Raw genomic sequence first — 14,918 nt, forward strand, 5'->3', positions numbered from 1 at the left:
GGCGAGGCCGCGTTTCTGGGCAGGTCACCCAGTGTATGGGCCAACTTGCAAATCAACCAGCTACAACCGTTGGTTGGCTGTCTGCGCACGATTTAGGTTGTGTCGTCGGTTAAGGTGAAGCGTGCTAAAATGAAGAGAACTTCCCTGAATACGGAGTTTTGAAGGGCAGAAGCGGTGAAACAGCACTTAAAAAATTTCGATGTAGATGCCGAATTTCTCTTCGAATCTATGGTTGCTGTTAGCAATGATTACATCTATGTGCGAGATGTTGAACAGGATGCAGCCATTGTTTCACCGAATATGGCTGCTGACTTCGGTATCGAAGAGCGAGTAATCGGTGATTTTCTAAAAAACTACAGTTCACGTGTTCATACGCGCGACAAAGCGCGCGTTCTTGGTTTAATACATGAGATCAACGAATCGAATGAGTCTTGTTTTGCTATGGAATTTCAAATGCGCATGGCAGGAGACGATTATTTTTGGATGCGTGATTCTGAGCGCATCAAGCGAGATCCTCAAACGGGGAAACCTCTCTTGATATTTGGCATGTTACGCAATATGGAACGGGATGAAAATATAGACCATGTAACCGGTCTATTGGAATTTACTCGGCACAAAAGCCAATTTGAAAGGACTCTTGCCTCTCTAGCCGATTTTTCGGGACATCTATTGCTGCTTGGCATTGATGATTTTGCCATTATAAACACGCTTAACAATCACAGTTTTGGCGATAAGGTGTTGCGAGTTATTGCTCAAGATATTTTAGATATGCTTCCCTCGGGGGATGCGTTGTATCGGTTTGAAGGGGATCAGTTTCTTGCCGTCATTGAGGGAAAGACGCTCAACGACGTACTAAACTTCTATAGACGCATTAAAAAATACGGTATGCTGCCACACCAAATCGATGGACAATCATACAGCTTTACTGTCTCAGCAGGCGCGATAGCCTATCCTCAGCAAGGAAATACATGGTCTGATCTGGAAAAAGGCCTATCGGTTGCCTTGAGAAAGGCGAAGGAAAACGGCAAGAATCAATGTATCGAATTTACCAAGGAACTTCTTGAAGAGTGTTTGCACGAGCAAATGCTGGGACAACGTCTTGGTGAGGGAGCACGCAACGGTTTCAAAGGATTTCGTGCTGTGTTTCAGCCGGTATGTTTGACGAAGTCTTTGGAGGTGAAGGGCGCGGAAGCTCTGATGCGTTTTCGCGGGGCAAAGGGAGTTGATGTTAGCCCAGCGGAATTTATCCCCCTGTTGGAGTCATCGCAGCTTATTCTTCCTGTGGGTATGTGGATGATTGAGCAGGCTATTATCGCCTGTAAGGAATGGATGACTTTTATCCCCGATTTTGTCATGAACGTGAATGTGTCTTATGTTCAGTTGCGAGATCCCAGCTTTTGCGACAAAGTTGAACATTTGTTGTTGAAATACGAACTGGATGCAGACAATATTATTCTTGAGCTTACCGAGAGCCGTTTTATTTCGGGTGATGCTGCCGTCAACGCATCGCTTGAACGCCTCAAAGCTCTTCATATACCTCTTGCTATGGATGATTTTGGAACAGGGTATTCTTCGCTTGGGCGACTTGCTCAGTTTAACGTTGATCTTGTTAAGATAGATGGACTTTTCGTACAGGCACTGAATCGAAGTCGGTATAACCATGATTTCGTGGAATCCGTTATTCGCTTATGCCACAACGTAGGTATGAAAGTATGTGTCGAGGGTGTCGAAACGCGCGAGGAACAGGAAAGCGTCTATCTATTAAACCCAGATTTTGTACAGGGCTACTATGTTTCAAAGCCGCTCGAAAAAGATGAGTTTTACCGTAAGTTCATTCAAGCGCCCTACGACAATGAGAGCATTGCTGTGAATTTGGGTCGAGAGAAACTCCAAAAACAGTTGGTGGGCGATAAGGAACTTTTGTACGCAATGATCAACGTCACGCCTTTAAGCGTGATATTGTGGAATCGAGATTATGAAATACTTACCTGCAACGACGAAACAGTGCAGCTTTTTGAAGCTTTATCTCAGCAAGATCTAATAGAACATTTCTACGATTTCTCACCTGAAAAGCAACCTTCCGGACAGCTTAGTAGAATAGGCGCAATCGAAAAGCTGCAACCGGCATTTATGTCGGGACGTACAAGTTTCATCTGGATGCACTGCACACGTAAAGGTGATTCGATACCAGCTGAAGTAACGGCGGTGCGTCTTCCGTACCAAGATGATTGTATTGTCGCTAGCTTTGCACGTGATCTTCGCACTCAACTGGCAGTTGAAGAAGAGAATCAACGATTTCGCGGGCGTTTGGAAGCGCTGCTAGACGCGACACCTTTGTGCGTGAATCTATGGAACGTCGATCTTGAAAATATCATGTGCAACCAAGAGGCGGTAAAACTGTTCGATCTTGAAAACGAGCAGGAATACCTTGATTGTTTCGAAAGCTTATCTCCGAAGTACCAGCCTGACGGTCGGTTGAGTTCTGAGATGTCTACCGAATACATTAGGGCGGCACTTAAGACAGGCCGTATTCAGTTTAAATGGATGCATCAAAAACCTACCGGTGAACTTATTCCGTCGGAAATTACGCTCGTGCGCATTGATGGCCTTGATGCGGGGGATGGCGTAGTTGCGGGTTACACGCGTGACTTGCGCTCGCAATTGTCGTTCGAACAGGCGCAGCGCATCACTTCTTCACGTATTCGTTCCGTAATGAATGCTTCTCCGCTCGCCTGCTTGCTTTGGAGCTTACAGGGGCAGCTTCTCGATTGCAATCAGGTTGCAGTTGATCTTTTTGGTGCGAAAGACGTGGCGGATGTCGCTAACAACTTCGATAGTTTTCTCCCGCTGTATCAGCCGGATGGTTCCAATAGCTTAGAGCGAAAAGCTGCTAGCTTTAAACAGGCCGAAGAGGTCGGACCTCTTGTGTTCGAATGGATATACGTCAATCGCAATAACGAAGAAATCCCCTGCGAAGTTACGGTGGTGCGTACCGTCATTGAGGGCGCTGAGGAAGATATCATCGTATCGTATAGTCGCGATTTGCGAGAATTACGCAAAACTTTAGAGCTAAACGAGCGTCTGACGCGCCTTGCGAATCATGATGCGCTGACGGGGTGCTTGTCGCGAGCGTGCCTGGTGACGAAAATTGAGACGCTCTTCAAGACCACGAAAGAGGAAGATTTACTGTCTTTAACCTATTTGGATTTGGACGCTTTTAAGGATGTCAACGATTCTTACGGGCATGAGGCGGGCGATATTGCACTGCGGAGTGTTGTGGGCATCTTGACAGAAATCTTGCCCGCGAATGCGCTGATCGGTCGATTTGGTGGCGATGAGTTCGTCGTTGTCTTGCAGGGAGTAGCGCGCAGAGATGTTCAGACCTTGTTGGACAACATCGTAGAGAGAGTGTCCAACATGACGTTGTGGTTCGGCGAGGAGAGCTTTTCTACGTCGGTCAGTTTGGGCTCCGCTTTCCGGGATTCGCTTGATAAACGGTCAAAAGATATGCTGCGTCGTGCTGACGTTGCTTTATACGAGGCAAAGCGGCAGGGACGTAACCGGGGGATTATTGCATCGTAGACGCTGCCCGCGTTGACGTTTTGCTGCGAGAAATTAACCTGCGTAGTGAATTAACCACCGGTTACCCAGATTAACTCATCGATGGTGCACTAATCACCGTGCATATTACTATGGTCGGCCCAAGCGTCCGTGCGAGCACTGTCCGCTACAGTCGCGCATGCCCGTCGCGCAGAAACTTTAGTGCGCCGTTGGGGGTGAGCATCTCTTCGTAGGTGGGACCCAGCGCGTCGGCGAGACCGATTAAGTCTGTGAGGCGCAGGTTGATGATGCCCTCCTCGATCTCCGAGATATGGCTGCGCGTCGTGCCCACCATGTCGCCGACCTCGGTTTGCGACATGCCCTTGTGGGTGCGCAGAACGAAGACGTTCTCGCCGAATACACGTGCAAGGTTCTGGACTTGCGGCGTCCGGGTCTTCATGATGGTTTGTCGCTTCTTCTTTGACATTCGGCAATCGTAATTGCTACGATACAAAGCAATGTAATCTACCAAATACAATTGGCAAGGTTCCCTAAGAACGCCTCGAAGCTCGGCTGCCGCCTCCTGCCCGGCTATTCTGTTGCTTACCGGTGAATTTCCCGCCAATCTCCGCATGCGCTTCCCCCTTCATCTATAATCGGTAATTCGATCTTTGACTAACTGCAAATCGAAGGGGGTGTGAGTTCATGCCGAGGCTTCAAATCATGGATACCACGATCCGCGACGGCCAGCAGAGCCTGTGGGCCACGCGCATGCAGATCGGCGACATGCTGCCTATTCTGCCGAAAATGGACCGCGTTGGGTACTGGGCCATCGAGGCTTGGGGCGGTGCGACGTTTGATACGTGCATGCGCTTCCTCGACGAGAACCCGTGGGAGCGCCTGCGCTCCATCAAGGCCCAAACGCCGAATACGCCGCTGGCCATGCTGTCCCGCGGCCAGAATCTCGTTGGCTACAAACATTACTCGCGCGAGATATGCAACCGCTTCATCAAGGCCTCCAAGCGCAATGGCATTCATGTCTTCCGCGTGTTCGACGCCCTGAACGACATCCGCAACGTCGTAGACAACGCGGAAGCTATCAAGGAGTGCGGCGGTCACTTCGAGGGTGCCATCTCCTACACGATGTCGCCGGTGCACACTCTGGACAGCTATCTTGACTACGGCCAGAAGCTAAAGGACCTGGGCGCCGACTCCATTGCCATCAAGGACATGGCCGGCATGCTCACCCCGTACCGCACCGAGCGCATGGTGAAGGCGTTCAACGCCGAAATCGGCTTGCCGCTGCATATCCACTGCCACTATGTCGGCGGTATGGCTCCGGCCAACATCATTAAGGCCGCCGAGGCCGGCGCCGCTATCGCAGACACGGCCCATGCCCCGCTTGCGTTCGGCAACAGCCACCCCGCCGTCGAGATGATCGTGGCCGCTCTCCAGGAAAGCCGCTACGACACGGGGCTTGACCTGGACCTGCTGTTCGAGATCGCCGAATATTGGGAAGAGGTGCGCAAGCGCGGACACTACAAGCGCGGCGTGTCCTCTCTTATCCACATGCAGGTGTACTCGCATCAGGTTCCGGGCGGCATGATGTCCAACCTGGTATCGCAGCTGGAAATCCAGAACGCAGGCGACCGTTTGTCCGAGGTCATGCAGGAGATTCCCAAGGTACGCGCCGAGGTGGGCTATCCGCCGCTCGTCACGCCCATGTCCCAGATCGTGGGCACGCAGGCGGTGTTCAACGTGCTTACCGGCAAGCGCTGGAGCGTCGTGTCCAAGGAGATGAAGGATTACATCTGCGGATACTATGGCAAGGCTCCGGGCCGTATCGACAAGGACATCGCGGCGAAGGTCGTTGGCAACTCCGAGATGCTGCCGCCTGATGTGGCACCCGGCTCGCTGGTTACCACCACCTATGCCCAGGTCGAGGAAGAGATCGGCGACCTCGCGAAGAGCGAGGAGGACGTGCTTATGTACGCCCTGTTCCCGAACGAGGCGCGCACCTTCCTGAGCAAGCACCGCACATCCGAGAAAGTCGACTTCCTCATGGAGCAGGAGTCGAGTCACACCAAGGAGGACGATTACGTGGACATCAATCAGATTCGCGAGCTGGTTCGCGTTGCCGAAGAGAGTGGCGTCGGCGAGATCGTGGTAGAAGAAGAGGGTACGCGTATCGCGGTGCGCATGCCGGGCACGCTGTCCTCCGAGGTAATGGCCGCCATGAGCGCCGTCGCACCGGTAGCCGCCGCTCCTGCCGCCGAGGCGACTGCCGCGGTGCCCGAGTCCGATCATCCCTCGAACTGGTATGCCGTCACGGCCCCCATGGTGGGCACGTTCTATTCGTCCCCGGCACCGGGCGAGCCCCCGTTCGTGCAGGTAGGAGATGAAGTTGCCGCCAACCAGACGCTCTGTATCGTGGAGGCTATGAAGCTGATGAACGAGATCACGGCTGAGGAGATGGGCACGGTGCGCGAGGTGTGCCTCGAGGATGCGTCTCCCGTCGAGTTCGGCACGGTTCTGTACTACGTCGAGCCCCACGGCACTCCGGCCCCGGCCCCGGAGACAGCATAATGTTTAACAAGGTTTTGATAGCCAACCGCGGCGAGGTGGCGCTGCGCGTCATGCGCGCCTGCCGCGAGCTGGGCGTAAAGACGGTCGCGGTGCACTCGACCGAGGATGCCGAAACCTATACCGTGCAATACGCCGACGAATCGGTGTGCATCGGCCCGGCTCAGTCCAACAAGAGCTACCTCGTTATCCCCAGCATCATCGCGGCTGCGAAGAACACGGGGGCGGAGGCAATCCATCCCGGCTACGGCTTCTTGGCCGAGAACGCCGACTTCGCCCGCGCCTGCGTGGACAACGACCTCGTGTTCATCGGCCCCTCGGCCGACTGCATCGAGCGCATGGGCGACAAGAGCTCGGCGCGCGAGACCATGAAGACCTGTGGCGTGCCCACGGTGCCCGGCTCCGACGGCTGCCTCGACACGGCGGCCGAAGCCAAGGCCTTCGCCGACAGCGTGGGCTACCCCGTGCTGATCAAGGCCACGGCGGGCGGCGGCGGCAAGGGCATGCGCGAAGTGCACGATCCGGCCGATCTCGAGTCCCAGTACCAGGCAGCGCGCACCGAGGCCGGTGCGGCGTTTGGCAACGACGGCGTGTATCTGGAGAAGCTCGTGCTGCGTCCGCGCCATGTGGAGATACAGGTGCTGGCCGACGACTTCGGCAACAACCTGGCCCTGTGCGAGCGCGATTGCTCCGTGCAGCGTCGCCACCAAAAGCTCATCGAGGAAGCGCCCTCGCCGGCGCTGACCGAGGATCTGCGCCGCGCCATGGGAGTGGCGGCCATCAAGGCCGTACGTGCCACGAACTACAAGAACGCCGGCACGATCGAGTTTTTGCTGGACGAGGGCGGTCACTTCTACTTTATGGAGATGAACACGCGCGTGCAGGTGGAGCATCCGGTAACGGAGCAGATCACCGGTACTGACATCATCAAGGAGCAGCTGCGTATCGCTTCCGGCGAGCCTATTAGCTGCGCCCATCGGGCGCCGTTCTCGCCGTTCGGCCATGCGATTGAATTCCGCATCAACGCCGAAGACCCGGCGCACGGCTTCCGTCCGTGTCCCGGTACTATCACGAAGTTCGAGCCCCCGGCGGGCCCGGGCGTGCGCGTGGAGAGCTATGTGCGTACTGGTGCGCGTATCTCTCCTTACTACGACTCGCTGGTAGCCAAGCTTATCGTGTACGGACAGGACCGCGAAGAGGCCCTGCAGCGCGGTCGCCGCGCCTTGGACGAGTTCGTTATCGAGGGCATTGCCACTACGATCTCGTTTCATCGGCGCGTGCTGGACAACGCCGTGTTCTGTGCAGGCGAGGCGACCACCGACTTCATCGAAACCCAGATGGGAGACGTGTTATGAATGAATTGAACCTAGACGGCATGGCGCTTGCGCCCGGTGTCGTGGAAACCATCGTATCCATTGCCGCAAACGAGGTGGAGGGCGTGGCCTCCGTCGGCCCTGCTGCTACCAGCAGCTTGCGCGCCATGTTCACCACCCGCCCCGCAACGCAGGGTATTGAAATCGCAGTGGGCGAGGACGATCGGCTGAACGTATCGGTGCGCGTGGACGTGTACTACGGCTATGCGCTGCCCGACCTTGCGGCGAAGCTGCGCGAGGCGATCGCCGATGCGGTGGCGAGCCAGGTCGGTGCGCAGGTGGGCACGGTTGACGTGTTCATCGACGGCATCCAGTTCGCCGGTTAGCGGGGCAGTTGAAAGTATATGGCTGTAAAACGACATGAACGTACCCGTGCTCGCCGCGCGGCTCTCTCTCTGCTCTACACCAGCGAGATAACCGACGAGGGCGCAACTAAAATTGCAGAAGAAGGCCGCTTCTTGGCCGAAGAGGGTTCCTTGCCCGAGTACGCGCAGGCGCTGGTGCGCGGCGTGGAGGCTCATCGTGCGGGCATCGACAAGCACCTGGTGGCAACGTCTGAGAACTGGGCGCTTGCCCGTATGCCTATCGTGGATCGCTCCATCCTGCGCCTAGCTGTCTACGAGATGATATACGTCGACGACGTGCCTACCTCGGTGGCTATCAACGAGGCCGTGGAGTTGGCCAAGGACTACGGTGGAGAAGACGAGTCGCCTCGCTTTGTGAACGGCGTGCTGGGCCGCATCGCCAAGCTGCTGGAAGAGGAAGCCTCCGCAGGCAATGATCCGCGCGCTATTCTGGGTGGATCGGTCTTGGCGAGTGCTTCTGCGGCCGGCGAGCCTGTCCAAGAGGGCGATCTTCCTGCCGCTGCGCCTCTATCTGGCGCGACAGGCGTATCCGCCGAGACGGACAAGCCGGAGGGTCTTGCTGCCGCGTCCGACGAAGCATCCGGCACTGCGTCCGACGCTGTCGCATCGCCTCTCGAGGAGGCCGTGCATGGCGCTTGAGTCCTATGAGACCTTCGATGCGGTGAAGACCCGTCTCGACGAGATCGTCGACGCTGTGGGGTCTGACGAGCTGCCGCTAGACGATGCGCTCTCGTTGTACGAAGAGGCCGTAGCCTTGGGCCTGCGCGCCAGCAACCTGCTGGAAACTGATATCGAAGAGCACCGCACCCGCGACGAGGCGTGCGAGGCTGACGACGAGGCGGGAGAATCGGTCGAGGACCCCGCAGGCGGAACGGAGGCGTGATTATGGGGCAACGCATTCTCGACGCTATTTCGTCGCCGGCCGATCTCAAGCTGCTGACCGACGATGAGCTGGCTATTCTCGCAACCGAGATCCGCGAGGAAATCGTCACGGTTGCGGCAGAGAACGGAGGCCATGTGGCCTCGTCGCTGGGTGCCGTGGAGATCATCCTGGCCGTCCACAGCCTTATCGACTGCCCGAGCGACAAGTTCGTCTTCGACGTGGGGCACCAGGCCTATGCCCATAAGCTGGTTACGGGCCGCCTTGAGCAGTTCTCCGGCCTGCGCACCTACGAGGGCCTCTCGGGTTTCCCGAAGCCCGAGGAGAGCCCCTGCGACGTGCATCCCTCCGGCCATGCTTCCGACTCGCTTTCGGTGGCGCTGGGCCTGGCGGAGGCGCGCGATCTTGACCATGGCCGCGAGAAGGTCGTGGCGCTTATCGGCGACGCGGCGCTTTCCGGCGGTATGGCGTTCGAAGCCTTGAACCATATCGGACAGGTGCAAACGCCCATGGTGGTCATCCTGAACGACAACGAGTTCTCCATCTCGCGCAACGTGGGCGCTATGGTGAAGCACTTGGGCTATATGCGTGCCACCACGCAGTACCGCACCGCCCGCGACTCGGTCCAAGAGCGCTTGGAGAGCAGCGGTCCCCTCGGCACGGCGTTGGCCGACTTCGGGCGTAACGTGAAGGAGTCGCTGAAGCAGTTCATCCTGCCGCGCACCATGATCTTCGAGCAGCTGGGCATCTTGTGTACGGCTCCGATCGACGGGCACGATATCGGTGCGTTGAAGGAGACGCTGCGCATGGTGCTGGATGCCGATGCGCCCGTGCTTATGCACGTGGTGACGAAGAAAGGCGCCGGCTATGCACCAGCCATGCGTAATCCCGAGAAGTTCCACGGAGTGGCTCCGTTCGATATTGCGACCGGGGAAGTGAAGAAGAAGCCCGCTTCAGCACCTTCCTACATGAACGTGTTCGGCGAGGCCCTCGTTCGCGAGGCACGACGCGACGAAGATATCATTGCCATCACAGCTGCGATGAAGGACGGCACCGGCCTGTCTGCCTTCGCCGAGGAATTCCCCGAACGCTTCATCGACTCGGGCATTGCCGAGGAGCATGCGGTGGGCTTGGCGTCGGGTTTGGCCAAGGGCGGCAAGAAGCCGGTCGTAGCCATTTACTCGACGTTCTTGCAGCGTGCCATCGACCAGATCATCATCAACAACGCGCTGCCCGATCTGAACGTGGTGTTCGCCATCGACCGTGCTGGGGTGGTGGGCGAGGACGGCCCGACGCATCATGGCATGTTCGACCTGGCTTTTATGCGCATGATCCCGCATATGCGGGTGCTGGCCCCTTCGAATGAGGCCGAGCTCGTGCATGCGCTGCATACGGCCCTGGCGCTGGGCGGCCCGTTCGCGGTGCGCTACCCGCGCGGCGCTGGCGAGGGTGTTGCCGTGCCGCAAGAGCCGGAGGTTCTGGTGGTAGGGAAGGCGAACGTCGTGCGCAAGGGCGACGACGTGGCTATTCTCGCATTTGGCCGCATGGTTGGTCGCGCGTTGGGTGCGGCGGAGCTGCTGGCCGAGCGGGGCATCGAGGCGCGCGTCGTGGACATGCGCTGGGTGAAGCCGCTCGATGCCAAGGCTGTTTCCCGCGCTGCGAAAACGAAGCTGGTGGTGACGGTGGAAGGCGGCGTTATCGCGGGCGGTGCCGGCGAGGGCGTGCTGGGCGAGCTAGCTCGCCAAGGCCTGCAGGCACCGGTTTTGAACCTGGGTATCCAGGACACCTTCGTTCCTCAGGGTAAAACCGATTTGCTGCTGCGCGATCTGGGCCTTGATGCCGAAGGCATCGCCGCATCGATCGAGGAGCGCTTGGCACGCAGCCGCTAGGGGCGCGCTGCCGTTATTGGCGGCAAGGAGCGGAGGAATCGAGGGGGTGAGAACCCCTTTGCGGAACCTCAACAGGTATGCAGAAGGCGGGTATCGACGATTGCGTCTGTCGATACCCGCCTTAATGTGAGCTGTGCGCTTCGATGGCTTCGGCGGGCTCGCGCCTTTCCGGCACCATAACCATTATTTTACCTAAACTTGATCTTTTCGTTGCCCTGTCTTGATAAAGTCCGGCTATCATTGCCAGCGTGCTTTGCGTGCCGTATCCATGAAAGGGAACGATCGTTGAAGATTACCGCTTGCCCGAGTGCCCTCTTTGTTGCAAGGAGCGGTTATGGGCTATGATCTCGGGGCGTTTCTCGCCGCATTCACCAGTGATCCTATACTTGCCCTTATCGTTGTCCTGACGTTGGGCGCCACGGTCGTGAACGGAGCGACCGACGCGCCGAACGCCATTGCCACCGTGGTGGGCACGAAGGCCATGAAGCCCTTGCCGGCTATTGCCATGGCCGCAGTGTGCAACTTCGTTGGCTTGGCGCTTATCACCATGATCTCATCCGCCGTGGCGAAGACCATCTTCCATATGGTGGACTTCGGTGGAGACAACCACGCGGCCCTCGTGGCGTTGGCGGCTGCGATGGTGGCTATCATCGTTTGGGGGGTGGTGGCCTGGTTCTTCGGCATCCCCACGTCGCAGAGCCACTCGCTCATCGCCGGCATTACCGGTGCGGCCATTGCGCTGCAGGGCGGACTGGGCGGCATCAATGGCGACGAGTGGATTAAAGTCGTGTACGGTTTGGTCATCTCTACGGTACTGGGATTCGGAATGGGCTGGCTGTTCACTCGGATGATCAGGGTGGGCGCTCGCGGGGTGAGTCGTCGCGAGGCGAACGGCTTCTTCAAATGGGCCCAGATCATCTCCGGTGCCGGTGTGGCGATCCTGCACGGCGCGCAAGATGGGCAGAAGTTCTTGTCGCTGTGCATGCTGGGTATCATGATTGGCATGAGCGGCGGCATCCAAGATGATGTGACGTTCCCGTTCTGGCTGATCATCCTGGTGTCGATGGTTATGGCGCTGGGTACGGCGGTGGGCGGCAAGAAGATCATCAAATCAGTGGGCATGAACATGGTGAAGATGGAGCAGTACCAGGGCTTTGCTGCCTGTCTGTCGGCCTGCTTCTGCATCGGCCTTGCCACGTTCACCGGCATGCCGGTATCCACAACGCATACAAAGACCACCGCCATCATGGGTGTAGGGGCTGAACGCAGCCTCCGTTCGGTGAAATGGGGCCTTGCGGGCAAGATGGTGCTCACGTGGGTACTCACGTTCCCCGGCTGCGGCCTTTTGGCTTACGGGTTCACGTATCTGTTCCTCATGTTCATGTAGCTGAAATCAGAAGGCTCGAAGCGGCGACCAGCGATGAGGCGGTCTATCGTGTCGGGCTGCCATGGGCATAGGCCCTCTTCGCGTATCGAGCGGAAAAGCCCGCTGCAGGCTTTTCCTTCGTTGCGATGTCAAGGATGCGACGAATGCTCATCATCTGCGGGTGGGCTTCCGCTGCTTTTGCGAGGTCGGCTATAGTCTTTCCTGTTGGCGCGGTGAACGGGAGGCCTACTTTATGGAGAGCGAAGACTTCGCGAAGGGCACGGAGCGCATGGTGGATCCTATTACGGTCGGCTCCATTCATTTTATGCAGCAATTCTACGGCATGATGCCGCTCGGCATGCAGCGCAAGCTGCTTGCGCGCGCATCGGAGACCACGCCGTACATGGGGTTCGTGGTTGAGCCCTATGCGTTCTTCCTTTTCTACGAGATCGCCGACGAGCGGCGCGCAAGTTCGCTGCTCCCCTCCGGCTTCAGGCTTGCCGAGGCACGCGTCTTTGAAGGCGACGAGCCGGCGCACTTTGCCATCATGAGTTTCTTTCGCGTTCATACCAGTGCCTTCTGGGGCAGTCGCGCTGAATTCTATCTGGTTGCCGAAGACGAGCGCACAGGTCTTTTGAGCTGGGTCATCGTTGACTATGCAAGCGATACCATCAGCTACGACCGCAAACATGGACTTCGTGCGCCGTCTGCCCCTCCCGCGGTGATGACCACGACATACGATGGGCGGGTGCTGGTGGATATGGCAAGCATTCAGGATGGAGGGCGCACGGCGTTCTCGGCAACACTGGAGAACTCGCATATCCGAAAGCTCGATACGCGCCTGTGGATCGAGGGGAACCTGTCGGTAGGGTACGGTAAGTCGCTTTCCGAAGACAACTCAGACGTATTCTCCCTTACCTTCCTTCCCGAGGAGATGGGTGCGGCGCTGGATGTTCCGCTGGAGAACTTGCGGCTGGAGCAGGCGACCTGGTGCACCGACATGCTCACGCCAAAACCCTCAAAACTGGCCTGCTTCCCGTTCGCACAGCACCTTTTGTCTGACAGCCCGGGGTTTGCGAGCGGACATTCGACCGAGGAGGAACTCAGGGAAGCCGCGCGCTCGGTCGATTTCGGCGCGCTGAAGACCTTTTCGATCGGCTCGGTACGGAAAAGTATGCTAGCCAGCATGGCCATCACGGTGGGCATGCTGGCGATTCTGGTTGTGGCTTTGATATTGAAGTAAGCCGTCGACGAGGCGACGTAGAGGCCTGATCGACGGCTTACTTCTACGCCTCGTCCTCTACGATTTCTGCGGTAGGGGCGTTGTGCTTCACGCTCTCGATGCCCTTCTTGCAGGACTCTTTGGATTGATATACCTGAGAAGTAGCGATGACCTCGCCGTTGTCGGCTTTCAACACGAAGTGGCACCCAGCGTCGGTCTTCTTAATGACAAACTTACCCATATAAAGCCTCCTATATCAAAAGACGATAAGGCGATCATACACTCATGCTGTTTGTCATGCCGTGTCAACGGAACCCTTGAACGAACGGTTGAAGGTCGATCGGCGGCTAACGACAGGTGGCATCGCCCCGTCAAGCATCACGTGGGACTACGAAACCGATGTGGTGGTTGTCGGATCGGGCTCGGGCGGCACGTGTACGGCAATCGAAGCGGACTCTCGCGCCATTATCGAAGAACAAAGGAATGTACGGTGGAAACCCGGTGCTTTACGGCGGCTACCTGCTCACAGCGGGCTGGTCCACCCAAGAGGAGCTTACCGGCTACAAGGGGGATACCGGTGAGGCGCTTGCCGACCGGATGTTGTGCTGGTCGCAAGGCATGGGAGGGCAAGTACAACCCGCACGTCGCCCAGCACGGCGAGCAGACCTGCAGCAACTGCCACAAGGCCCACCGCGCGTCGGTGAACGCCTGCACGCAGTGCCACAGCGAGGCCTACGTGCCGGACGGCTGGCTGACGGCCTCAGAGGCCAACAAGCTGGCTGCCTAGTCAGCATCCAAGCGAGCGCGCCTGGACCAAGGCACGCGGACTGCATAACCGAAGAGGGAGCCCGTATCGAGTGCTAGACGCTCGGACGGGCTCCCTCTTCGATGCGTTGCGGAGAACGGGTTTCTCGGCTAGCCTACCTGCTTCTCCATAATGAAATCGTCCATGATGTAGCCTTCTCCGATGTCGGTTTCTACGGAGTCTATGGTGACAAATCCTTTGCCGAGGTAGGCTCGGATGGCCAGCTCGTTCCCCTTGTTCACCGTGAGGTACAGGGCCGAAAGTCCGCGTTCGCGGCATAGGCTTTCGTAGAAGCGGACGGTTTGCGAGGCGAAGCCGTGACCGCGTTCGGCGGCGCGCAGGTATATCTTCGAGATGAAGTAGCGGTTGGTCGCGGGCTCCGGGTGCCCGCCGGTGTAGCCCACCAGGCGCCCATCGCTGTCATCGTGCAGAAACCAGTACTCGTAGGCATCGTCGCGCAGGGCGCGCTCGATGGCTGCAAGGCTCTGGAACTGTTCGACCATATAGTCGGTCTGCTCCGCGCCGATGAGCGCGGGCCAGTATTCGTGCCATATCTCGTCGGCTAGTGCCGCCAGTTCTGCGCGGCTCTCCGCTGTCTCCACTGCGGTGAATGTGGCGCCCATATACGTCTCCTCGTCGTTTCTCGGTGGCTCCTTTTCGCTCGGCATCATTGTAACGCCGATGCCCCTTGTTTGTTAAAAGACGCTTTCCGGCGTGCTAGCATCGCTCCGCCTGCTCGCCCTGTCCGTCTTTCCCGCGCGATGATCAAGCTGGTCATGTAGGGATTGATGGCGGACATGGTGGCGGAGTCGCCGACGGCGCTGAGCCATGGCTCGTATCCCGCTTTGGCTGACGTGGCCTTCCGGACGGCTTTTGCCCGCACAACGTGCCGCAC

At 57.7% G+C, this 14,918-nt stretch carries 12 protein-coding genes and 1 pseudogene; 10 read left to right on the forward strand and 3 right to left on the reverse strand.

Translation table 11 applies throughout. The annotated features are described in order from the left end of the window. Positions 1-174: 174 nt before the first annotated feature. Positions 175-3,582, forward strand: coding sequence for an EAL domain-containing protein (locus RR842_RS07100; protein ID WP_332729337.1), 3,408 nt, complete (start codon positions 175-177; stop codon positions 3,580-3,582). A 145-nt stretch (positions 3,583-3,727) separates the two neighbouring features. Here the strand turns inward: RR842_RS07100 and RR842_RS07105 are convergent, their stop codons facing one another. After that, complete coding sequence (locus RR842_RS07105; RefSeq protein ID WP_332513866.1) at positions 3,728-4,027, reverse strand: helix-turn-helix transcriptional regulator; 300 nt, start codon at positions 4,025-4,027, stop codon at positions 3,728-3,730. A gap of 218 nt (positions 4,028-4,245) precedes the next feature. Here RR842_RS07105 and accB point away from each other — a divergent pair, with 218 nt between their 5' ends. The 8 genes from accB to RR842_RS07145 all read left to right on the forward strand — a co-directional run bounded on the left by accB (position 4,246) and on the right by RR842_RS07145 (position 13,239). After that, complete coding sequence (gene accB, locus RR842_RS07110; protein ID WP_332729338.1) at positions 4,246-6,126, forward strand: acetyl-CoA carboxylase biotin carboxyl carrier protein; 1,881 nt, start codon at positions 4,246-4,248, stop codon at positions 6,124-6,126. After that, positions 6,126-7,478, forward strand: a complete 1,353-nt coding sequence (gene accC / locus RR842_RS07115; protein WP_332513869.1) for an acetyl-CoA carboxylase biotin carboxylase subunit — start codon at positions 6,126-6,128, stop codon at positions 7,476-7,478. The genes accB and accC overlap by 1 nt, the downstream gene beginning before the upstream one ends. After that, complete coding sequence (locus RR842_RS07120; RefSeq protein WP_332513871.1) at positions 7,475-7,822, forward strand: Asp23/Gls24 family envelope stress response protein; 348 nt, start codon at positions 7,475-7,477, stop codon at positions 7,820-7,822. The genes accC and RR842_RS07120 overlap by 4 nt, the downstream gene beginning before the upstream one ends. 18 nt (positions 7,823-7,840) lie before the next feature. Next, positions 7,841-8,500, forward strand: a complete 660-nt coding sequence (gene nusB, locus RR842_RS07125) for a transcription antitermination factor NusB (RefSeq protein WP_332518315.1) — start codon at positions 7,841-7,843, stop codon at positions 8,498-8,500. Next, complete coding sequence (locus RR842_RS07130) at positions 8,490-8,744, forward strand: exodeoxyribonuclease VII small subunit (protein ID WP_332518316.1); 255 nt, start codon at positions 8,490-8,492, stop codon at positions 8,742-8,744. The genes nusB and RR842_RS07130 overlap by 11 nt, the downstream gene beginning before the upstream one ends. A 2-nt stretch (positions 8,745-8,746) precedes the next feature. Continuing rightward, entirely contained in the window at positions 8,747-10,630 is a 1,884-nt protein-coding gene (dxs, locus tag RR842_RS07135) for a 1-deoxy-D-xylulose-5-phosphate synthase (RefSeq protein ID WP_332521481.1), read from the forward strand. Between the two features lie 334 nt (positions 10,631-10,964). Next, entirely contained in the window at positions 10,965-12,017 is a 1,053-nt protein-coding gene (locus RR842_RS07140) for an inorganic phosphate transporter (RefSeq protein WP_332513875.1), read from the forward strand. Between the two features lie 232 nt (positions 12,018-12,249). Beyond that, positions 12,250-13,239 (forward strand): hypothetical protein, encoded by a 990-nt coding sequence (locus tag RR842_RS07145; RefSeq protein ID WP_332724783.1) that lies wholly within the window; start codon positions 12,250-12,252, stop codon positions 13,237-13,239. 43 nt (positions 13,240-13,282) lie between these two features. On the opposite strand, the gene RR842_RS07150 is transcribed toward RR842_RS07145, so the two are convergent. Then, on the reverse strand, positions 13,283-13,459 hold the full coding sequence (locus RR842_RS07150) for a YegP family protein (protein ID WP_332515028.1): 177 nt from the start codon (positions 13,457-13,459) through the stop codon (positions 13,283-13,285). A gap of 384 nt (positions 13,460-13,843) precedes the next feature. Here RR842_RS07150 and RR842_RS07155 point away from each other — a divergent pair. Continuing rightward, positions 13,844-14,005, forward strand: a pseudogene (locus tag RR842_RS07155) (cytochrome c3 family protein); the annotation flags it as partial. Positions 14,006-14,133: 128 nt separating this feature from the next. Here RR842_RS07155 and RR842_RS07160 read toward each other — a convergent pair. Then, entirely contained in the window at positions 14,134-14,646 is a 513-nt protein-coding gene (locus tag RR842_RS07160) for a GNAT family N-acetyltransferase (RefSeq protein WP_332554276.1), read from the reverse strand. Between the last annotated feature and the right edge of the window lie 272 nt (positions 14,647-14,918).

It is taken from the genome of Gordonibacter sp., assembly GCF_036667095.1.
In the GTDB taxonomy this organism is placed as follows: Bacteria; Actinomycetota; Coriobacteriia; order Coriobacteriales; family Eggerthellaceae; genus Gordonibacter.